Raw genomic sequence first — 20,763 nt, 5'->3', positions numbered from 1 at the left:
CGTGTCCTGCCAGTTTGAGGACGTACGTCTGCCTACTGTTCTGAGAACGGTGAGGTTGACATAACTATAACCCTCAGGTTGAGGGTAAGGGTTGAGAACCCGCCGTCAGGAACAACCAGCGATCGAAGGGGCGACCACCGTGGGAGCTGCACAGAACTATCTGGCGATCATCAAGGTCGTCGGCATCGGTGGCGGCGGCGTCAACGCTGTCAACCGGATGATCGAGGTCGGCCTCAAGGGGGTCGAGTTCATCGCCATCAACACCGACGCCCAGGCGCTGCTGATGAGCGACGCCGACGTCAAGCTCGACATCGGTCGCGAGCTCACCCGCGGCCTCGGCGCCGGCGCCAACCCGAGCGTGGGGGAGAGCGCCGCCGAGGACCACGCCGACGAGATCGAAGAGGTCATCAAGGGCGCCGACATGGTCTTCGTGACCGCCGGCGAGGGTGGCGGCACCGGCACCGGTGGCGCCCCGGTCGTGGCCCGCATCGCCCGCAGCCTCGGTGCGCTGACCATCGGTGTGGTGACCCGCCCGTTCGCCTTCGAGGGCCGTCGTCGCGCCAACTCCGCCGAGGAGGGCATCAGCAAGCTCCGCGAGGAGGTCGACACCCTCATCGTCATCCCCAACGACCGGCTGCTGTCGATCTCGGACCGCAACGTCTCGGTGATGGACGCCTTCCGCCAGGCCGACCAGGTGCTGCTGCAGGGTGTCTCCGGCATCACCGACCTGATCACGACCCCGGGTCTGATCAACCTCGACTTCGCCGACGTGAAGTCGGTCATGTCCAACGCCGGCTCGGCGCTGATGGGTATCGGGTCCGCGCGCGGTGACAACCGCAGCGTCGAGGCCGCCGAGATGGCCGTCTCCTCGCCCCTGCTGGAGGCATCCATCGACGGCGCCCACGGCGTGCTGCTCTCGATCGCCGGCGGCTCCGACCTCGGTCTCTTCGAGATCAACGAGGCCGCCGCGCTGGTCGCCGACGCGGTCCACCAGGAGGCCAACATCATCTTCGGCGCGACCATCGACGACGCGCTCGGCGACGAGGTCCGGGTCACCGTCATCGCCGCCGGCTTCGACGGTGGCATGCCCAAGCGACGCGAGGGCGCCTCGGCGCTCGGCAGCGTCCAGGGCCGCTCCACCGGCTCCCAGTCCGCCAACAACGGTGAGACCGCCGCGGTGGCCACCGCGGTCGCGTCCCGGCGCACCGAGGAGGCCGAGGAGCCCCCGGCCAAGCCCGCCAAGCCCGCGCCGGCCGCGCCGGCCACACCTCCGCCGGCGACCCCGCCGGCCGAGCCCGCTCCGGTCGCCAAGAAGCCCGCCCCCAGCGTGCAGTTCAGCGATGATGAGCTCGACGTTCCCGATTTCCTCAAGTAAGCACAGCGTGAAGTAAGGCCCCCACGTGTATTCCTTCCGAGCCTCAGCAGGCCTCGTCGACCTGGCGTTCACCGACAGGTACGGCGGGGTCAGCCCTGCTCCGTACGCCGAGCTCAACCTGGCGGTCAACGGCTCGGGCTCGCCGGAGGCGAAGGCGGAGAACCACCGCCTGCTCCTGGCTGACTTCGCCGATGGCGCACCCTTCGCCGACCTCTACCAGGTCCACGGCAACGCGGTCGCCGACGCGGAGTGCGGCACCCGCCCCGAGGCGGACGGCATCGTCACCACGGAGCGTGACCTGGTGCTGCTGGTCCGCACCGCCGACTGCGTACCCGTGCTGTTCGCGGACGAGGCCGCCGGGGTCATCGGCGCCGCCCACGCCGGACGCAAGGGGATGGCGGTCGGGGTGGTGCCCGCGACGATCGCCCGGATGCGCGCTCTCGGCGCGACCCGGATCATGGCCTGGGTCGGACCGCACGTGTGCGGCAAGTGCTACGAGGTGCCTGCCGAGTTGCAGGAGGAGATCGCCGCGATCGAGCCGGCCACCCGCGCCACCACGAGCTGGGGCACCCCCAGCCTCGACGTCGGCGCCGGTGTGCTCGCCCAGCTGGCCCGTGAGGGCGTCGAGACGGTCGACGCCAGCCGCTGCACCCGCGAGTCGGAGGACCTCTACTCCTACCGCCGTGACGGCGCCGGCATGTCGCTGGGCGCCCTGATCCGGCTGCGCGGTGCCTGATGGCGACCAGCCGCACCGATGAGATCGCCGCGGGGCTCGCCGAGACCCGCGAGCGGATCGCGACGGCGGCCAAGGCCGCCGGCCGTCCGGCCGAGGACGTCCAGCTGGTCGTGGTCACCAAGTTCTTCCCCGCCTCCGACGTACGCATCCTGGCCGGTCTCGGTGTCACCGACGTCGGTGAGAACCGCCACCAGGAGGCGTCGGCCAAGGCGGCCGAGTGCGCAGACCTCGGGCTGCGCTGGCACTACATCGGAGGGCTCCAGTCCAACAAGGCGGCCGCGGTCGCGGCCTACGCGGACGTGGTCGAGTCGGTCGACCGCGCCTCGCTGCTTCCCCGGCTCAGCCGCGGCGCGGGGGAGCGCGGCCAGATCCTCGACGTGCTCCTGCAGGTCTCCCTCGACCCGCCTGGACGAGAGGGCCGTGCCGGGGCGGATCCCGGTGACGTACGCGACCTCGCCGCTGCGGTCGTGGAGACCGACGGTCTCCGGCTGCGGGGCCTGATGGCGGTCGCTCCTCTGGGTGAGGATCCGGAGCCGGCCTTCGTCCGGCTGGCGCGGATCCGGGAGGACTTCCTGGTCGAATATCCCGAGGCGACGGTGCTGTCGGCGGGGATGAGCGGCGACCTGGAGCAGGCGATCGCCCATGGCGCGACACACGTACGTGTCGGGTCTGCGGTCCTCGGACAGAGGCCGACTGTCAAGTAATGTCTCGGACAGCAATACTTTGGGGAAGGTGGGACACACATGAGCGGCGCGATGCGCAGGTTCGGTGAATACCTCGGCCTGCTCGAGGACACGGGCTATGACGACGATGTCTACGAGGGTGACGACGACGAGACCCGCTCCCACGAGCCCGTCAAGGCGCCGGTGCGGTCGAAGCAGGCGCGCCCGGCCCCGGTGGCTGACCTTTCCGAGCGGCGACGAGCAACGGTGGTGCCTGCAGTGGCAGAGCTTTCCAAGATCATCACGCTGACTCCGACGTCCTACAACGAAGCGCGTCAGGTCGGCGAGAACTATCGCGACGGCACGCCAGTGATCATGAACCTCACTGAGATGAATGATGCTGACGCAAAGCGGCTTGTCGACTTTGCGGCGGGCCTGATCTTTGCTACCTATGGGAACATCGAGAGGGTCACCAACAAGGTGTTTCTTATCTCACCTGCGAACGTTTCGGTCACGGCTGAGGCCAAGCAGAGGATCGTTGAGGGCGGCTTCTTCAACCAGAGCTGAGGCCTTCGACACCTGCTCGTAGGTGCCTGGATGCGGTCCGCATCTGGCGCGTCTACGGACAGGCGCTAGAGTTTCGACAGCATTACCTGATGCCGCCCCCCGGCGGTGCAGTCCGTACGTCTGAGTCAACCGAGTAATGAATGGGTGAGGTCATGCCGCTGACGCCAGAGGACGTGAGCAACAAGCGCTTTACTCCCGTCCGGCTCCGCGAGGGCTACGACATGGGCGAGGTGGACCAGTTCCTCGACGAGGTCGAGGCCGAACTGGCACGTCTCACCCGGGAGAACGACGACCTTCGCGGGAAGTTGGCATCTGCGCAGTCGGGTGGGGGTCCGTCCTTCCCGATGGCTCCCGAGCCGCCTGCGCCTGAGCCGATGCCGGCCCCTGAGCCGGTCTCGCACCAGATGCCGATGTACCAGGAGGCACCGCAGACCGGCGGCATCGAGACGATCCGGGTCGAGACCGTGCCGGAGGCGTCCAACGCCGCCGCGCGCCTGCTCGAGCTGGCCACGCGCAACCACGACGCGCTCATCGACACGGCCAAGAACGACGCCGACAAGATCGTCGGCGAGGCCCGCACCAAGGCCGAGCGCCTCGAGGCCGAGTCGAAGGCGAAGGCCGACCGCATGGAGGCGGACGCGCGCACTCGTGCGCAGATGCTCGACAGCGAGACCGCCGAGCGTCGCCAGCAGCTCTTCGGCGAGCTGGAGCGTGAGAAGGACAACCTGACCACCGAGGTCGACACCCTGCGCAACTTCGAGCGTGAGTACCGTTCGCGCCTGAAGAGCTACTTCACGCAGCAGCTCGACGCGCTCAACAACTCGGCCGAGTCACAGGCGCCCGTGATGGCCGCCGCTGTCAACGAGTCGGGCCCGGCGCCCAAGCGTCTGCGTTCCATCCTGGGGGAGGACGAGGGCTGAGGTCCTCGTAGTCAGGCTTCCATCGGCCGGTCCCGCGTCGCGGGGCCGGCCGATGCGCATGTTCGCGCCGTCCAGCGGGTACGGCGAAGGAACGCGTTGTAGCAGGTGAGGCGGGTCTTGTAAGAGGATTGCCCGGTTTTTCCGCGCTGCGGACCAATATGAGTGCAGTTTCGGTGTGTTAGTTGAGCAGAGCCGAATCCCGGGCTACATTCCGGGCACGCACTCCGCACCGACTCGGCGGCGCGAAGTGATGGCAGGAGAAAGGGGACTCCATGTCCGTACCTATGAGCGGTCGCGTCGTCGCGACCGTCGGGCGCGTCCACGTGATGCCGTCCGAGCTTTCTGGGAATACCAGCCTCGCAGTCATGGCTTCCACGTCGGTGGCCGCGGCGAGCGCCTAGCCAAACCTTGACCACCGTGCGGCCCGGGGGGCCGTGTCTCACACCAGAAAGCGAGTGCCGTGCCTAAGAAAGCAACCAAGACCGTCGTCTCTCCTGACCAGCTGAAGGTCAAGGACGGCGAGGACCCGTGGACCAAGGATGAGCTCAACGAGGTCATCGACGAGCTCCACGAGATGAGGGCCCACAGCCTCGAGGTGCTCACCGCTCTCGAGGCCGAGCTCTCCGGCCTGATGAAGGACTCCGGCGACGGAGCCGGCCAGGACCAGGCCGACATGGGCGCGACCAGCTTCGAGCGCGACCACGAGCTGACCGTGGTCAACAGCGAGAAGGACAAGCTGGCCCAGATCGAGCGTGTCCTGGGATACCTCGAGGACGGGACGTACGGCATCTGTGAGTCCTGCGGGGAGCCGATCGGCAAGATGCGGCTCATGGCGTTCCCGCGTGCCACACTGTGCATGACATGCAAGCAGCGCGAGGAGCGTCGCTGAGCGACGCACACACCGGTCCTGAGTCCCACGTGCGTCCTGTTCGGTGGGCAGAGTTCGCGGCCGTCGCAGTGTTTCTGCTGGTCATCGACCAGATCACGAAGCTCTGGGCGGTCGCGACGCTCGTTCCTGGGCAGCCGCAGGAGCTGATCGGCTCCGTGCTGCAGCTCAACATCATCCGCAACCCCGGAGCGGCCTTCTCGACGGGGACCGGGTTCACCTGGTTCTTCACGACGCTCTCGATCGTGGCCACGATCGGCGTGATCTGGTTCGCCCGCCGGGTGCGCCACCGGGGCTGGGCGTTCGCGCTCGGCATCCTGGTCGCCGGCATCAGCGGCAATCTGATCGACCGGCTGCTGCGTGAACCGGGGTTCTACGTCGGGCACGTGGTCGACTTCCTGCAGCTGCCCAACTGGCCGATCTTCAACGTCGCCGACATGTGCATCAACGTGGCCGCGGTGCTGATCGTGATCCTCTCGTTCAGGGGGATCGGGCTCGACGGATCGGTCGACGGCAGGTCCAAGGGCAAGCCGCAGAACAACGCCGAGGGCGAGGCCAGGTGAACTTCGGCCACGCCGACCAGCGCACGCTGCTCGTTCCCGACGGCCTGGAGGGGGAGCGGGTCGATGCCGCGATGGCGCGGCTCTTCGGCCTCTCCCGCACCCGCGCGGCGGAGCTGATCGCCGAGGGTCTGGTGACCGTCGACGGCTCGGTGGTGGCCAAGAGCGACCGGGTCAGCGCCGGGTCGATGCTCGACGCCACCATCCCGTCGCAGGCCGACCCCCTCGAGATCAAGCCCGAGATCGTCGAGGGCATCAAGATCATCTACGACGACGACGCCTTCGTGGTGATCGACAAGCCGGTCGGCGTGGCCGTGCACCCCTCGCCCGGCTGGCAGGGGCAGACGGTCGTCGGCCACCTCGCCGCGGCCGGCTTCCGGATCTCCACCTCGGGGGCCAAGGAGCGCGAGGGCATCGTCCAGCGTCTCGACGTCGGCACCTCCGGAGTGATGGTGATCGCCAAGTCCGAGCACGCCTACTCCGTCCTCAAGAACGCGTTCCGGCAGCGTACGGTCGACAAGACCTACCACGCCCTGGTCCAGGGACACCCGGACCCGCTCGAGGGCACGATCGACGCGCCGATCGGGCGCAACCCGAAGTACGACTACAAGTTCGCCGTCCGTGCCGACGGGCGTCACTCGGTGACCCACTACGAGACGCTCGAGGCGCATCGGTTCGCCTCGCTGCTCCAGATCCACCTCGAGACCGGGCGCACCCACCAGATCCGCGTCCACATGTCGGCCCTGAAGCACCCGTGCGTCGGCGACCTCACCTACGGCGCCGACCCCGCCCTGGCGCGTCGCGTCGGGATCGAGCGGCAGTGGCTGCACGCGGTGAAGCTCGGTTTCGAACACCCGGAGACCGGTGAGTACGTCACCTTCGAGTCGACCTACCCCGACGACCTCCAGCACGCGCTCGCCTGGATCCGTGAACAGCACTGAATCCGTGACTCCCACCGAGGCGGTGCTCCGCCCCGCGCAGCGGGAGGACATCGACGACATCGTCCGCACCTACATCGAGGCTCGGGCCGCCGCGCCGATGCCGGCGCCGATCTACCCCGAGTCGGACATCCGGGAGTGGCTCGCGGTCAAGGTGCTCGCGCCCCAGAAGGGGTCGCAGGTCTGGGTCGCGGAGGTCGCCGGAGCCGTCTCGGCCTTCGCCGCCTTCACCCCGACCTGGCTCGACGACCTCTTCGTCGATCCCCGCGCACAGGGCACCGGCCTCGGCACCATGCTGCTCGACCTGGTGAAGTCGCTGGCCCCCGACGGCTTCGGCCTGTGGGTCTTCGAGATGAACACACCCGCGCGAGCCTTCTACGCCCGCCACGGGCTGCGTGAGGTCGAGCACACCGACGGCTCCGCCAACCAGGAGAAGACCCCCGACGTACGGATGGCCTGGCCCTAGCCGAGACGACCGGAGCGAGGTCGAGCGGCGAGCTTGCTCGTCCGCTCGCACCGAGCGAGGGAGTGACCGCGCGAAGCGCGGAGGGTTCACTTCTGTCGGCCGAGATGGCAGCTCATGCGGCCGAATCGTCCCTGGTGGCGACCGAGTCGGTGCCGATCCGAGGTGTACGCCGCAGCCATGGGTCGGCGAGGATCATGCCGACCGGTGGACCGACGAGCACGAAGATGCTGCGGAATGCGTCGGGAGGATCGGCCATCTCGACGCCGGGCATCAGTCCGAGAAGAACCGCCGCGAGCATGAGAAGGCTGAAGCCGAGGAGCCGATCCGAGGGGTCGTTGGCGCGTACGACCTGCCACAGAGCTCCGATGGCGATCAAGGCCAGCGCCGCAAGTGATGTGGACTGCGACTCCGAGAGCCACTGCGGGTCGGCTAGATGGAGCCCGAACGTGACCACGATGACCACGACCAGGACCCAGCGGACCCGAGTCGTGTCCGGCTTCGATGTGGAGTCAGAGGGCTGCGGCACGGCGAGAGTGTGGCATGCGGAGGACCGGCGCGGAGGCAGAACGGCCGAGACGTCACCAGCGTCGGCGGAGATGGCACGTCGGTGCCTACTCGGCCGACGTACCTGACGCCTCGGCCTGCAGGTGGGACATCTCGGAGGCGATGAGGGCGATCTCGGCGGGGCCGACGCGGCAGCAGCCGCCGATGTACGTCGCGCCGGCCCGGGCCCAGGAGAGGGCCTCGCCGGGGCGGAAGTGAGGGGTGCCGGTCCAGGCGCCGTCGGCGTAGGTCTCGCCGGTGTTGGGGTAGACGACGGCGGGCTCGCCGGTGGCGACGGCCAGCTGGATGGCGGCGGGGACGTCGGCCGGGTCGCAGCAGTTGACGCCGACGGCGACCACGGAGCGGATGCCGGCGGCCAGCGCCAGGGCGTCGGCCAGTGGCTGGCCGGCGCGGGTGCGGGTGCCGGCGCAGGAGTAGGAGAACCAGACCGGGAGACCGATGTCGTCGAGGAGGTCGACGAGCACCTCGGCCTCCTCGATGTCCGGGATGGTCTCGACAGCGATGAGGTCGGGGTCCTCGGTCTCCAGCAGCGCCAGCCGGGGCGCGTGGAAGTCACGCAGCACGGACGCGGGGACGCCGTAGCGGCCGCGGTACTCCGACCCGTCGGCCAGGTAGGCGCCGTAGGGTCCGATCGAGGCGGCGACCAGGCGTCCGGGGGCCTCCTCGGCCACCTCGCGAGCGACGCGGACGCTGCGGCGCAGCAGCTCGGTGGCGTACGTCTGGGTCATCCCGGCCTCCACGAAACCGGGGACGCTGGCCTGGTAGCTGGCGGTGGTGGCGACGTCGGCGCCGGCGGCGTAGTAGGCGCGGTGGACAGCCGCTATCTCCGCCGGGGACTCGTCGAGGAGCCGGGCCGTCCACAGGGCGCCGGAGACATCGTGACCGCGTGCTTCGAGCGCGTTGGACAGGCCGCCGTCGAGGATCGTCACCATGACCAGACGATATCCCGGCTCCGTGCGGCCTGGGTCCCCATCTTGTCGGTGGCGAAAGGTAGGCTGAAGCCCTTCCCCCAGGTTGTCCGTGCGCACGTCGAACGGGCCCCTGCGCCCACCGTTCCACGTTCGACCTCGAGGAGGGCTTCACGCCAATGGCGGCCGGCTCCAAGGACTCCTTCGTCCACCTGCACGTCCACACCGAATACTCGATGCTGGACGGTGCCTCGCTTCTCGACGGTCTGTTCAAGCGGACCAGCGAGCTCGAGATGCCGGCGATCGCGATGACCGACCACGGCAACATGCACGGTGCCTACGACTTCTGGAAGAAGGCGAAGGCCCACGACGTCAAGCCGATCATCGGCATCGAGGCCTACATCACGCCCAACACCCCGCGCTCGGAGCGCAAGCGGGTGCGGTGGGGCAAGGGCGATGCGGCGCAGGAGGGCGGCGACGACGTCTCGGGTGGTGGCGCCTACACCCACATGACGATGTGGGCCGAGAACACCGAGGGCATGCACAACCTCTTCCGGCTCTCCTCGCGCTCCAGCCTCGAGGGCTACTACTTCAAGCCCCGGATGGACAAGGAGATCCTCGCCGAGCACTCCAAGGGGATCATCGTCTCCACCGGCTGTCCTTCGGGCGCGATCCAGACCCGGCTGCGCCTGGGCCAGTGGGAGGAAGCGCTCAAGGAGGCCGGAGAGCTGCAGGACATCTTCGGGAAGGACAACGTCTTCCTGGAGCTGATGGACCACGGCATCTCCATCGAGAAGCGGGTCCGTGACGACCTGCTCAAGCTGGGCAAGACGATGGGCATCCGCCCGGTCGCCACCAACGACTCCCACTACAACAACCCCGAGGACGCGGCCGCCCACGAGGCGCTGCTGTGCGTCCAGTCCGGCAGCCGGATGACCGAGCCGCCCTACTCCAAGGGCGGCAAGCGGTTCGCGTTCGAGGGCAGCGGCTACTACATCAAGTCCGCCGCCGAGATGCGCGAGCTGTGGGGGAGTCAGGGCCTGATCGAGGCCTGTGACAACACCCTGCTGATCGCCGAGCGCTGCGACGTCGAGTTCACCGAGTCGACCGGTGGCTACATGGCCCGCGCCGACATCCCCGAGGGCGAGACCGAGGAGTCCTGGCTGCGCAAGGAGACCTGGCGCGGCATCGAGCTCCGCTACCCGGGTGAGAAGCTGACCCAGGAGGTCAAGGACCGCGTCGAGTTCGAGATCGACGTCATCTTGCAGAAGGGCTACCCGGGCTACTTCCTCGTGGTCGCCGACTTCATCCAGTGGTCGAAGAACAACGGCATCCGGATCGGCCCGGGCCGTGGTTCGGGTGCGGGCTCGATCGTGGCGTACGCGCTGAAGATCACCGATCTGGACCCGCTCGAGCACGGACTCTTCTTCGAGCGGTTCCTCAACCCCGAGCGTCCCTCGATGCCCGACTTCGACATCGACTTCGACGACCACCGTCGCGGCGAGACGATCAAGTACGTCACGGAGAAGTACGGCGCGGAGAAGGTCGCCCAGATCGCCACCTTCGGGCGGATCAAGGCCAAGCAGGCGATCAAGGACGCCGCCCGCATCCTCGACCACGGCTTCGCGATCGGCGACCGGATCACCAAGGCGCTGCCGCCCGACGTGATGGGCAAGGGCGTGCCGCTCAAGGAGCTCTTCAACCCCGACCACAAGCGCTACGGCGAGGGCGGCGACTTCCGCGCCCTGCACGACACCGATCCCGACGTCCGCAAGATCTACGAGACCGCGCTCGGTCTCGAGGGCCAGATCCGGCAGACCGGCATCCACGCGGCGGGCGTGATCATGGCCTCCGAGCCGATCATCGACATCGTCCCGCTGATGGAGCCCAAGCAGGACGGCCAGGTCGTCACCCAGTTCGAGTACCCGACCTGTGAGTCGCTCGGCCTGGTCAAGATGGACTTCCTGGGCCTCTCCAACCTCCACACCCTCGAGGACGCGCTCGCCAACATCCGGGCCAACCGCGACATCGACCTGGTGCTCGAGGAGGTCCCCTTCGACGACAAGCCGACCTACGAGCTGATGCAGCGCGGCGACACGCTCGGCGTCTTCCAGCTCGATGGTGGTGGCATGCGCGCGCTGCTGCGGTCGATGCTGCCCGACCGCTTCGCCGACATCACCGCGGTCTCCGCGCTCTACCGGCCGGGCCCGATGGGTGCCGACTCCCACAACAAGTACGCCCACCGCAAGAACGGCCGCGAGCCGATCGTGCCGATCCACCCCGAGCTCGAGGAGCCGCTCGCGGAGGTGCTGGGGGAGACGTACGGCCTGATCGTCTATCAGGAGCAGGTGATGTCGATCGCCCAGGTCCTGGCGGGGTTCTCGCTGGGACAGGCGGACAACCTGCGCCGCGCGATGGGCAAGAAGAAGAAGGCCGAGCTCGACAAGCAGTACGCCGGGTTCCAGGCCGGCATGCTCGAGCGCGGCTACTCGCAGAGTGCGATCGACACCATCTGGGAGATCCTGCTCCCGTTCTCCGACTACGCGTTCAACAAGTCGCACTCGGCGGCCTACGGCGTGGTCACCTACTGGACCGCCTATCTCAAGGCCAACTACCCGACCGAATACATGGCGGCGCTCTTGACCTCGGTCAAGAACGACAAGGACAAGATGGCGATCTACCTCAACGAGTGTCGCCGGATGAAGATCGCGGTCCTGCCGCCCGACGTCAACGAGTCCTCCCACGACTTCACCGCGGTCGGCACCGACATCCGCTTCGGCCTCACCGCGGTCCGCAACGTCGGTGCCCAGGTGGTCGACGGGATCGTCGAGGCACGCACCGAGAAGGGCCGTTTCGAGGACTTCAACGACTTCCTCGCCAAGGTGCCCGACCGGGTCTGCAACAAGCGCGTGATCGAGTCGCTGATCAAGGCCGGTGCCTTCGACGACATGAAGCACCTGCGCCGCGCGCTGGTGGCGATCCACGAGACCGCGGTGGACCAGTACGTCGACATCAAGCGCAACGAGGCGATCGGCCAGGACTCGCTCTTCGGCGGCCTCGACGAGGCCGACGGCGGCGACTTCGGGATCTCGGTGACCATCCCCGAGATGGACGAGTGGGACAAGATGACCCTGCTCGGACACGAGCGCGAGATGCTCGGCCTCTACGTCTCCGACCATCCGCTGATGGGGCTCGAGCACGTCCTGGCCAACGGCACCGACTGCACCATCGGTCAGCTGATGACCGACGAGTCCCGGCCGCACAACAGCACCGTGACGGTCTCCGGGCTGGTCACCAACGTCAACCGGCGCATCACCAAGAAGGGCGACGCCTGGGCGACGGTGACGCTGGAGGACCTCGAGGGCTCGGTCGAGGTGCTGCTCTTCCCGTCGTCCTACCAGCTGGCCGCGCCGCATCTGGTCGAGGACTCGATCATCCGGGTCAAGGGCCAGCTCTCCCGCGACAAGGACCAGCCCGAGCTGCGTGGCCAGGAGGTCACCGTCCCCGACCTGACCGGTGGTCCCGGTGCCGCCGGGGGACCGGTGGTGATCTCGCTGCCGTCGACGCGGTGCACGCCGCAGGTGATCGCCTCGCTGCGCGACGTACTGACCACCTACCCCGGCGTAGCCGAGGTCAGGCTACGGTTGATGACACGGGACGCGACCCGGGTCATGAAGCTCGATGACCGGCTGCGGGTGGCACCGACTCCCGAGCTGTTCGCCGACCTCAAACACCTCCTCGGACCAGGATGCCTGACAATCTGATCGTGCCGCCGCCGCCCGCTCTCGACGAGACCGGCCGCCGCCCCGCCCGCCCCGACCTGTCCCGCCCGGTGCTGGTCCAGGCCGCCATCATCGTGGTCGCCTTCGTGGTCGGCGGCCTGGTCGCCGGTCTGGCCGCGGCGACGCTGTGGACCCCGCCGACCGGGATGGTGCTCGACGGCAAGTGGTACCGGGGACTCATCTCGATCGACCCGCCCACCATCGGGCAGAACATCGACCAGGGTGTCTTCGCCGCGACCGGGTGGTTCTCGGTCTGCGCGATCGTGCTCGGTCTGCTGGTCGGGATCGCGGCGGCGGTCTGGCTGATCCGCTCCGAGCTCGTCACCCTCGCGGCGGTGACGGTCGGCGGTGCCATCGGCGGTGGCCTGATGCTGCTCGTCACCTCCCTGCTCTCGCCCGAGGACCCCCAGGGGCTCGCCAAGGGTGCCGCCAACGGCACCGTGATCCAGGACAGCTTCCAGCTCGCCTCGCCGTGGCTGGTCCTGCTCGTCCCGGGTTCGGCGATGCTGGCGCTGATGGTGATCTTCCTGATGTGGGCGCCCCGCGAGGGCGCCGATCACGCGGATGGGACCGAAAGGTAAATTCGACGGACAGTCCGCGGACGTTCGACGTAGATTCGCCAGGTTGGACGGTCGGCATCGGTGCCGGCCGACAGAGCCTGGAAGTGACTGATGTCCGAAACGACCCCCGGCCAGACGCCGTCTGCGCCGGCGACAGAGATCCTCGAGCTCGGCGAGAACTCTGCCGGTAAGAGCAAGAAACCGCTGATCATCGGAGCCGGAGCGCTCCTCGGCGTGGCCGTCCTCGCCGGCGCCGGCACTGTGACCGCGGTGGCGCTGAGCAAGGCCGGCGGCTCGCCGGCGGAGGCGTTCCCCGCATCGACGGCGATCTACACCGAGATCGACCTCACCGAGGCCAAGGACGCGGTGCCCCTCCTGCGCAAGCTGCCCTCGGTCGAGAAGGAGCTCGACCTCGAGGAGGGCCAGGACCCACGCAGGTCGCTCTTCGCGAAGTCCTGTGACGAGCTCGACTTCGGCAAGGACCTCGAGCCGTGGCTCGGCTACAAGGCTGCGGTCGGAGTCGTACCCAACGGGGAGCAGCCCAGGTTCGCCTTCGCGCTCCAGGTCACCGACGAGTCCGATGCCGAGAAGGGCCTGCCGAAGCTTGCCGAGTGCGCCGGGTCGGGGGCCGCCTGGTCCGTCTCCGACGGCTGGGCGCTCGTGGCGGAGACCGACGAGGACCTTGCCGCGATCCAGAAGGCTGCCGAGAAGGGCACGCTTGCCGACGACGCCGGCTTCGCGAAGTGGACCGGCGACGTCGGCGGGACCGGGTTCGTCACGTCGTACGTCTCGGAGGAGCTTCCCGACGTGCTGGCCGCTGTGGTCGCGAGCGGCGCGTTCGACGAGGCCGGCGGTGATCTGGCCGAGAGTCCGATGGCCGGGGCGGCCCCGATGCCCGACGCCACGGAGCTGGCCGACGCGCTGTCCACGGCGTTGAAGGACTTCGAGGGTGCGGCGTTCACCCTCCGCGCGGAGGAGGGCGCCTTCGAGCTCGAGGGCGCTTCGTCGGTGACCGAGGAGGCCAAGGGCGCGGAGGCGGGCACCGTCGCCGGGACCCTGCCGAAGGACACCACCGCGGTGATCGCGATGAACCCTGCCGATGGCTGGCTCTCGACCGGTCTGGCGGGGAGCGGGGTCGACGACCAGTTCACCCAGATGTTCGGCATGGCGCCGGGCGACCTGGAGAAGCTTTTCGGTGACAGCTTCGCGCTCGCGCTCGGCCAGGTCGACCTCAGCGCTCCCGACGGCCTGCAGCTCGGTCTCAAGCTCGACGGAGCCGACTCGGACGGGGTCGACAAGTTCGTCGGCGACCTGACCGCGGGCTTCGGTGCGGGCATGGTGAGTGTCGACAGCGAGGGCGACATGACCACGGTCGCGATGGGCGACTACGGCAAGGACCTCCTCGCCGACGGTGGTCTGGCGGGCACGAAGAAGTTCGAGAACGCGGTGCCGAAGGCCGATGACGCCTCGGCCGTGGTCTACGTCGACTTCGACGGCCTCGACAAGGTGGTCAACGCCGAGGCTCCCGAGGTCGCCGACGACATCGAGGCCCTCGGCCAGCTCGGCTTCAGCGCCTACCTGGACGGCGACGTCTCGCGCGGCCTGGCTCGCCTCACGCTCGACTGAGCTGACGAGTCGGCTCGTCCTGACAGGATCCAGCGCCGAGTCGGCGCGTCATGACGAGCCGACTCGGCGGGGTCATCTGGCGATCGGGGCGGTGGTGGCGTCGGTGATCTCGATCAGGTCCGTCGGGGCGAGCTCGAGGTCGAGGCCGCGGCGGCCGCCGGAGACGTAGACGGTCTCGTACGTCATGGCCGACTCGTCCAGGACCGTCGGGTGCGGACGCTTCTGGCCGACGGGAGAGATGCCGCCGGCGACGTAGCCGGTGGCGCGCTCGGCCGCGGTCACCTCGGCCATCTGCGCCTTCGAGCCGCCCAGCGCCCGGGCCAGCGCCTTGAGGTCGAGCTGGCCGGTGACGGGGACGATGCCGACGACGAGCTTCCCGTCGAGGGAGGCCATCAGCGTCTTGAAGACCCGCTTCGGCTCGACGCCCAGGGCCTCCGCGGCCTCCAGCCCGTAGGACTCGGCGCGCGGGTCGTGCTCGTAGGGGTGGAGGGTGTAGTCGATGCCGGCCTGGGTGAGGGCGACGGTCGCCGGGGTGCCGCCGGTCGCTCTCTTCCCGGCCTGCTTCTTCGCCATCAGTTGGGGGACCACTTCGTGCGGGCGACCTCGGTCGCGGGCAGCGAGGGGATCACGTTCATCGCCTTGAGCTCGGCGCGGAGCAGGTCGGTGGCCATGCCGAGACGTACGCCGGCGTCGGGGGCCTCCAGGAGCGCCTGCCGGTCGGGCATCGGCAGGGGAGTGGTGGCCGAGATCGTCCAGGAGAGGAACTCCGGGTCCTTGGGGAGCGACCCGGTGAACGGGTCGTCGCGGAACTCCAGCAGCGCGGCTCGGTAGGCGGTGAAGGTCGCCCGCGCGGTGTCGACGACAGCGCTCGGGACGGTGACGTGGTCCTCGGGGAGGTCCTCGACGTCGGCGACGGGGAAGTCGCCGGAGCTGACCAGGCTGTCCATCCGGATCCGGTCCACGGCGAGCACCTCGAGGTCGAAGGAGCCGTCGCTGTGGTGCTCCACCTCGGTGATCAGCAGCTTGACGCCGACACGGTAGAGCGACTGGGCGCCGGTCTCACCGACCTCGTAGCCCTCGCGGATCGCGACCGAGCCGAAGTGGCGGTCCTCCTCTTCCTGGCGCAGCAGGTGGTGCACCATCGCGCGGTAGCGGTCCTCGAAGACGCGCAGGGGGAGCGTCACACCGGGAAACAGGACCGCATTGAGCGGGAACATCGGAAGTCGCTCATTCACGGGACCAACCTAGGGGGCTCGCGGGCGCGTGCGCCCGCGAACCCCACGGTATGTCCACCTGTGATCGTTCCGAGAGGGTCAGAAGTCGTACGCCGCCCGGTCGATCTTGGTGTGGTAGCGCTGCCCGGTGGCGGCGCCGAGGAGCGCCCCGACGAGCATCACGACCAGGAGCACCACGCCGGCGATCACGGCGCCCAGGCCGAGCTGGTCGGTGCTCAGGCCGACGTTCGGCAGGTCGATCCGCTGCATGATGTCGTAGCTCGAGCCGAACAGGGCACCGGCGACGGCCGCGACGATCATCACCACGATGGCCACGATCCACACGCCCAGACCCTGACGACGCGCATCGAAGCGGGACATCCGGGCGGCGACGTACCCTCCGGCGTAGTAGCCGATGAACATCACCACGGCGAGTGTGATGGCGGCGGCGATGCCGGCCGAGTCGGCCATCGACTCCAGGTCGGTCCGGGTCAGGTTCTCGTTGACGCCGACCGCGGAGGCGACGGCGCTGATGATGGCTGCGAGCAGGACGGTGACGCCGACCGCGACGAGCCAGCCGAAGAAGCAGGCTCCCCAGTTGATGCCGCCGTAGGTGTCGTGCAGCGCGGCGCGACGCCCGTCCTCGGCGTGGCGGTAGTGCTCGGCGCTGTCCGTGTCGGGGCCTGCGTCGCGGCCCGTATCGGGGTCGGTTCGCAGGTGGCTGACTCCGTCGTTGGCCCGGTGTGCGCGCTCGACGTTGTCGTCGTGGCCGACGACCGCAGGGCCTCCGGGATAGGGATCACGCGTCTCGGCGTGGTTCACGTCGGCCTCGGGGTAGCTCTCGTCGGCATGCTTGTTCTCGCGGTGGAAAAGTCCAGGGCGTGCCATGGCGATCCTCCTTTGGTGGGTCAGTGGTCCGGGTACCCGGATCCGGGCGCCGTATGCGCCTCCGGGCCGCGTCCACGTGGCGTCGGCAGATCGGCTCCGGGGCCCGCCGACTCGTAGACTTGAGGCATGATCCGCCGCATCGACCTGAGGGGTGCCGACAGAGGCACCGTCGACTACCGCGCCGCCGTGCCGCGCGCCGAGTTCGACATCGAGGCGGCCACTCATGCGGTGCAGCCGATCATCGACGCCGTCCGCGAGCGAGGCGCGGAGGCGATCACCGAGTTCTCCGAGAAGTTCGACGGCGTGCGTGTCGACGACATCCGGGTCCCGGCAGCCGCGCTGACCAAGGCCCTCGACGAGCTGGACCCGGCGATCCGGGCCGGGCTCGAGGAGTCGATCGCCCGGCTGCGTACGACCTGTGCCGCCGAGCTCGAGGAGGACGCGGTCACCGACCTGGCGCCCGGTGCCCGGGTGACGCACCGCAAGGTGCCGGTGGGGCGCGTGGGGCTCTACGTGCCCGGTGGTCTGGCGCCGCTGGTCTCCTCGGTCCTGATGAACGTCGTCCCGGCGCAGGTCGCCGGAGTGCCCTCGATCGCGCTCGCCTCGCCGCCTCAGAAGGAGTTCGGCGGGCTGCCGCAGCCCACCATCCTGGCCGCGTGCGCGCTGCTGGGCGTGGACGAGGTCTACGCCGTCGGTGGCGCCCAGGCGATCGCCATGTTCGCCTACGGGGTCGACCCGTGCGAGCGCGTCGACATGGTGACCGGCCCCGGCAACATCTACGTCGTCACCGCGAAGCGCCTGCTCAAGGGCCAGGTCGGGATCGACTCCGAGGCCGGCCCGACCGAGATCGCGATCCTCGCCGACGACACCGCCGAGGCTGCCTACGTCGCCGCCGACCTGATCTCCCAGGCCGAGCACGACCCCCTGGCCGCCTCCGTGCTGGTCACGGACTCCGAGACGCTCGCCGCCGACGTCGAGGCCGAGCTCGAGAAGCAGGTCGCGGTGACCAAGCACGTCGAGCGGATCCGTACGTCGCTGACCGGTGCGCAGTCGGGCATCGTGCTCGTCGACGACATCGACCAGGGCGTCGACGTCGTCAACGCCTACGCCGCCGAGCACCTCGAGATCCACACCGCCGACGCGGCCCGGGTCGCCGGCCGGATCCGCAACGCCGGCGCGATCTTCGTCGGCTCCTACGCCCCGGTCTCGCTCGGCGACTACTGCGCCGGGTCCAACCACGTGCTGCCCACCGGTGGCTGCGCCTGCCACTCCTCGGGTCTCTCGGTGCGCGCCTTCACCAAGTCGATCCACGTCGTCGACTACTCCCGCGAGGGACTGGCGGCGGTCAAGGACCACGTGGTCACGCTCGCCGAGGCCGAGGACCTGCCGGGCCACGGCGCCGCCGTGTCGGTGAGGTTCACCTCATGAGCTGGCCCCCGATCCGGGAAGAGCTCGCCGGGATCGAGCCCTACGGCGCTCCGCAGCTGGACGTCCCGGTCCAGCTCAACGTCAACGAGAACCCCTACCAGCCCTCTGCGGAGACGGTCGCCGACATCGCGGCGAGCGTCGGGGCCGCGGCGCGCAACCTCAACCGCTATCCCGACCGCGAGTTCGTGGCGTTGCGGGAGGGGCTGGCGGCGTACCTCCGCTCCGACGTCCCCAAGGCGGAGATCACGCCGGAGCAGGTGTGGGCGGCCAACGGGTCCAACGAGGTGATGCTGCAGCTGCTGCAGGCATTCGGTGGCCCGGGTCGCACCGCGATCAGCTTCGCGCCGACCTACTCGATGTATCCGGAGTACGCCCGCGACACCAACACCGAGTGGGTCGTCGGACACCGCGAGACCGACTTCGCGATCGACCTGGAGAAGGCCCGGGCGCTGGTCGAGGAGACCCGGCCCCACGTCGTGCTGCTGCCGAGCCCCAACAACCCCACCGGCACCGCGCTGCCGCCGGAGACGGTCACCGCGCTGTGCGAGGCGGTCGGTGAGGCCGGGATCGTCGTGGTCGACGAGGCCTACGGCGAGTTCCGGCGCAGCGGCGTGCCATCGGCGCTCGAGCTGCTCGACCGCCACCGCAACCTGGTGGTCACCCGCACGATGTCGAAGGCGTTCGCCGGAGCCGGGCTGCGGCTCGGCTACCTGGCGGCCGACCCGGCGATCTGTGACGCGATCCGCGTCGTACGCCTGCCCTACCACCTCTCCGCGGTGACCCAGGCGGCAGCGAGCGCGGCCCTGCGGCACGCGCCCGAGCTGTTGGGCTACGTGGCCGAGCTCCGCGAGGAGCGGGACGCGCTGGTCGACTGGCTGCGCGCCGAGGGCCTCGAGGTGGCCGACTCGGACGCCAACTTCGTCCTCTTCGGGCGCTACGCCGACCGGCACGCGGTCTGGCGGGGGCTGCTCGACCGTGGCGTGCTGATCCGCGAGACCGGGCCCGAGGGATGGCTGCGGGTCTCGGTCGGCACCCCGCAGGAGATGGACGCTTTCAAGCACGCTTTGACCGATGTGAACGGAGCACGAGCATGACCGCACGCACCGCGCGGATCGAACGGGAGACCTCGGAGTCGAAGGTCGTCGTCGAGGTGAACCTCGACGGCACCGGACGGGTCGACGTCTCCACCGGCGTCGGGTTCTACGACCACATGCTGACCGCGTTCGGTCGCCACTCGCTGGTCGACCTGACCGTCCACTCCGAGGGCGACGTGCACATCGATGCCCACCACACCGTCGAGGACACCGCGATCGTGCTCGGCCAGGCGCTGCGCGAGGCGCTGGGCGACAAGAAGGGCATCCGCCGCTACGGCGACGCGACCGTCCCGCTGGACGAGGCGCTCGTACGCTGCGTCGTGGACGTCTCCGGGCGGCCCTACTCGGTCCACACCGGTGAGCCGGAGGGCCAGGCTTATGTGCTCCTCGGCGGCTCCGGGGTGCCCTACCTCGGCTCCCTGACCCAGCACGTCTTCGACTCCATCGCCCACCACGCCCACCTGACGATGCACGTCAACGTGCTCGCCGGGCGCGAGCCGCACCACATCGTGGAGACGCAGTTCAAGGCGTTCGCACGGGCCTTCCGCGACGCGATCGCCTACGACCCGCGCGAGACCGGGATCCCGTCGACGAAGGGTGCCCTGTGACTGCGCCTTCGGTCGTCGTGCTCGACTACGGCTCGGGCAACGTACGCTCCGCCGTCCGCGCCGTCGAGCGCGCCGGTGCCACGGTCGAGCTGACCGGTGACCTCGACGCCGCGATGGCGGCCGACGGGCTGCTGGTGCCGGGCGTGGGCGCCTTCGAGGCGTGCATGAAGGGCCTGCGGGCGATCCGCGGCGAGCGGATCATCGCCCGGCGGCTCGCCGGCGGGCGGCCGGTGATGGGCATCTGCGTCGGGATGCAGATCCTCTTCGAGACCGGCATCGAGCACGGCGTCGAGACCGAGGGCTGCGGTGAGTGGCCGGGTGTCGTCGAGCGGATCCAGGCGCCGATCGTGCCTCACATGGGCTGGAACACGCTCGACGTCCCCGACGGCTCGTCGCTGTTCGCCGGTGTCGAGAAGGAGCGGTTCTACTTCGTGCACTCCTACGGCGTGCGCGACTGGACCCTGGTCACCAACGACCGCACCGTCGCCCCGCTGGTCACCTGGGCCGAGCACGGTGGGGACCGGTTCGTCGCGGCCGTCGAGAACGGCCCGCTGAGCGCCACCCAGTTCCACCCGGAGAAGTCCGGCGACGCCGGTGCCGCGGTGCTGCGCAACTGGGTGCAGTCGCTGAAGGCCGCCTGAGGTGGCCCAGGCCGGGGCCCGCGCGAAGGCGCGCGCCGAGCGCGAGCGGCTGGCCGCCCAGGCCGCCGAGGAGCGTGCCGCCCGGGCCGCCAGGTCCGCCGAACGCCGGGCGCGGCGGGAGCGGCTCCTCGGGTGGGTGCCGGCTCGCCGGCCCCGGCAGCTCAGCGCGCTCGCGGAGCGCCGGCGGCGCAACGTACGGATCCTGGTCGTCGTCCTGCTCCTCCTCGACGCACTCGTCTATCTCGTCACCGAGGACATCGGCACGACGGTCTTCGCGGCCATCGGGTCGGTGCTGGCCGCGCCGGTGGTCTACACGCTGCTGTTCCGCAGATAGGCGGTC

At 69.3% G+C, this 20,763-nt stretch carries 22 protein-coding genes; 17 read left to right on the top strand and 5 right to left on the bottom strand.

Features of this window, described 5'->3' with window-relative positions; all coding sequences use genetic code 11:
• The first annotated feature begins 139 nt into the window (after positions 1-139).
• The 9 genes from ftsZ to UG56_RS15195 all read left to right on the top strand — a co-directional run bounded on the left by ftsZ (position 140) and on the right by UG56_RS15195 (position 7,110).
• Positions 140-1,375, top strand: a complete 1,236-nt coding sequence (ftsZ, locus tag UG56_RS15235; RefSeq protein ID WP_071327105.1) for a cell division protein FtsZ — start codon at positions 140-142, stop codon at positions 1,373-1,375.
• Between the two features lie 25 nt (positions 1,376-1,400).
• Positions 1,401-2,111, top strand: coding sequence for a polyphenol oxidase family protein (locus UG56_RS15230; RefSeq protein WP_045550044.1), 711 nt, complete (start codon positions 1,401-1,403; stop codon positions 2,109-2,111).
• A complete protein-coding gene (locus UG56_RS15225; protein WP_045550045.1) occupies positions 2,111-2,815 on the top strand; it encodes a YggS family pyridoxal phosphate-dependent enzyme in 705 nt (234 codons plus the stop codon). The genes UG56_RS15230 and UG56_RS15225 overlap by 1 nt, the downstream gene beginning before the upstream one ends.
• A gap of 39 nt (positions 2,816-2,854) precedes the next feature.
• Entirely contained in the window at positions 2,855-3,340 is a 486-nt protein-coding gene (locus UG56_RS15220) for a cell division protein SepF (RefSeq protein WP_045550046.1), read from the top strand.
• Between the two features lie 152 nt (positions 3,341-3,492).
• On the top strand, positions 3,493-4,260 hold the full coding sequence (locus UG56_RS15215) for a DivIVA domain-containing protein (protein ID WP_040757109.1): 768 nt from the start codon (positions 3,493-3,495) through the stop codon (positions 4,258-4,260).
• A 460-nt stretch (positions 4,261-4,720) separates the two neighbouring features.
• On the top strand, positions 4,721-5,149 hold the full coding sequence (locus tag UG56_RS15210) for a TraR/DksA family transcriptional regulator (RefSeq protein WP_045550047.1): 429 nt from the start codon (positions 4,721-4,723) through the stop codon (positions 5,147-5,149).
• Positions 5,122-5,709: a signal peptidase II gene (gene lspA / locus UG56_RS15205; protein ID WP_045550048.1), complete on the top strand. Its 588-nt coding sequence runs from the start codon at positions 5,122-5,124 to the stop codon at positions 5,707-5,709. Before UG56_RS15210 ends, lspA begins: the two co-directional genes overlap by 28 nt.
• Entirely contained in the window at positions 5,706-6,647 is a 942-nt protein-coding gene (locus UG56_RS15200; RefSeq protein WP_045550049.1) for an RluA family pseudouridine synthase, read from the top strand. The genes lspA and UG56_RS15200 overlap by 4 nt, the downstream gene beginning before the upstream one ends.
• Positions 6,634-7,110 (top strand): GNAT family N-acetyltransferase, encoded by a 477-nt coding sequence (locus UG56_RS15195; RefSeq protein WP_071327104.1) that lies wholly within the window; start codon positions 6,634-6,636, stop codon positions 7,108-7,110. Before UG56_RS15200 ends, UG56_RS15195 begins: the two co-directional genes overlap by 14 nt.
• A gap of 112 nt (positions 7,111-7,222) precedes the next feature.
• Here the strand turns inward: UG56_RS15195 and UG56_RS27960 are convergent, their stop codons facing one another.
• Positions 7,223-7,636, bottom strand: a complete 414-nt coding sequence (locus tag UG56_RS27960; RefSeq protein ID WP_143055051.1) for a hypothetical protein — start codon at positions 7,634-7,636, stop codon at positions 7,223-7,225.
• Positions 7,637-7,721: 85 nt separating this feature from the next.
• Positions 7,722-8,606 (bottom strand): homocysteine S-methyltransferase, encoded by an 885-nt coding sequence (gene mmuM, locus UG56_RS15185; protein ID WP_045550051.1) that lies wholly within the window; start codon positions 8,604-8,606, stop codon positions 7,722-7,724.
• 155 nt (positions 8,607-8,761) lie between these two features.
• Here mmuM and dnaE point away from each other — a divergent pair, with 155 nt between their 5' ends.
• From dnaE to UG56_RS15170, 3 genes are all read left to right on the top strand, one after another.
• Positions 8,762-12,346, top strand: a complete 3,585-nt coding sequence (dnaE, locus tag UG56_RS15180; RefSeq protein WP_045550052.1) for a DNA polymerase III subunit alpha — start codon at positions 8,762-8,764, stop codon at positions 12,344-12,346.
• On the top strand, positions 12,331-12,945 hold the full coding sequence (locus UG56_RS15175; protein WP_143055050.1) for a hypothetical protein: 615 nt from the start codon (positions 12,331-12,333) through the stop codon (positions 12,943-12,945). Before dnaE ends, UG56_RS15175 begins: the two co-directional genes overlap by 16 nt.
• Positions 12,946-13,035: 90 nt before the next feature.
• On the top strand, positions 13,036-14,550 hold the full coding sequence (locus UG56_RS15170) for a hypothetical protein (protein WP_045550054.1): 1,515 nt from the start codon (positions 13,036-13,038) through the stop codon (positions 14,548-14,550).
• Between the two features lie 72 nt (positions 14,551-14,622).
• Here UG56_RS15170 and ybaK read toward each other — a convergent pair whose 3' ends face one another.
• The 3 genes from ybaK to UG56_RS15155 form a co-directional block, all read right to left on the bottom strand.
• Entirely contained in the window at positions 14,623-15,123 is a 501-nt protein-coding gene (gene ybaK / locus UG56_RS15165) for a Cys-tRNA(Pro) deacylase (RefSeq protein ID WP_045550055.1), read from the bottom strand.
• On the bottom strand, positions 15,123-15,785 hold the full coding sequence (locus UG56_RS15160) for an LON peptidase substrate-binding domain-containing protein (protein WP_045550056.1): 663 nt from the start codon (positions 15,783-15,785) through the stop codon (positions 15,123-15,125). Before UG56_RS15160 ends, ybaK begins: the two co-directional genes overlap by 1 nt.
• 78 nt (positions 15,786-15,863) lie before the next feature.
• Positions 15,864-16,652 carry a hypothetical protein gene (locus UG56_RS15155; RefSeq protein ID WP_052693829.1) on the bottom strand — a complete coding sequence of 263 codons (789 nt, stop codon included), beginning with the start codon at positions 16,650-16,652 and terminating at the stop codon, positions 15,864-15,866.
• A 126-nt stretch (positions 16,653-16,778) separates the two neighbouring features.
• Between UG56_RS15155 and hisD the strand changes: the two genes are divergently transcribed.
• Genes hisD through UG56_RS15130 form a run of 5 tightly spaced genes read left to right on the top strand, consistent with a single transcriptional unit; the run spans position 16,779 to position 20,757 of the window.
• Positions 16,779-18,080: a histidinol dehydrogenase gene (gene hisD, locus UG56_RS15150; RefSeq protein ID WP_045550057.1), complete on the top strand. Its 1,302-nt coding sequence runs from the start codon at positions 16,779-16,781 to the stop codon at positions 18,078-18,080.
• Entirely contained in the window at positions 18,077-19,174 is a 1,098-nt protein-coding gene (locus tag UG56_RS15145) for a histidinol-phosphate transaminase (protein ID WP_045550058.1), read from the top strand. Before hisD ends, UG56_RS15145 begins: the two co-directional genes overlap by 4 nt.
• Positions 19,171-19,782, top strand: coding sequence for an imidazoleglycerol-phosphate dehydratase HisB (gene hisB / locus UG56_RS15140; protein WP_045550059.1), 612 nt, complete (start codon positions 19,171-19,173; stop codon positions 19,780-19,782). Before UG56_RS15145 ends, hisB begins: the two co-directional genes overlap by 4 nt.
• On the top strand, positions 19,779-20,423 hold the full coding sequence (hisH, locus tag UG56_RS15135; RefSeq protein ID WP_071327103.1) for an imidazole glycerol phosphate synthase subunit HisH: 645 nt from the start codon (positions 19,779-19,781) through the stop codon (positions 20,421-20,423). Before hisB ends, hisH begins: the two co-directional genes overlap by 4 nt.
• 1 nt (position 20,424) lies before the next feature.
• Positions 20,425-20,757 (top strand): hypothetical protein, encoded by a 333-nt coding sequence (locus UG56_RS15130; RefSeq protein WP_071327102.1) that lies wholly within the window; start codon positions 20,425-20,427, stop codon positions 20,755-20,757.
• Positions 20,758-20,763: the final 6 nt, after the last annotated feature.

This window comes from Nocardioides luteus, assembly GCF_000960475.2.
Lineage (GTDB): Bacteria > Actinomycetota > Actinomycetes > Propionibacteriales > Nocardioidaceae > Nocardioides > Nocardioides luteus_A.
Note: the sequence above shows the minus strand (reverse complement) of the source record. Positions and strands in the feature narration are given on the sequence as shown.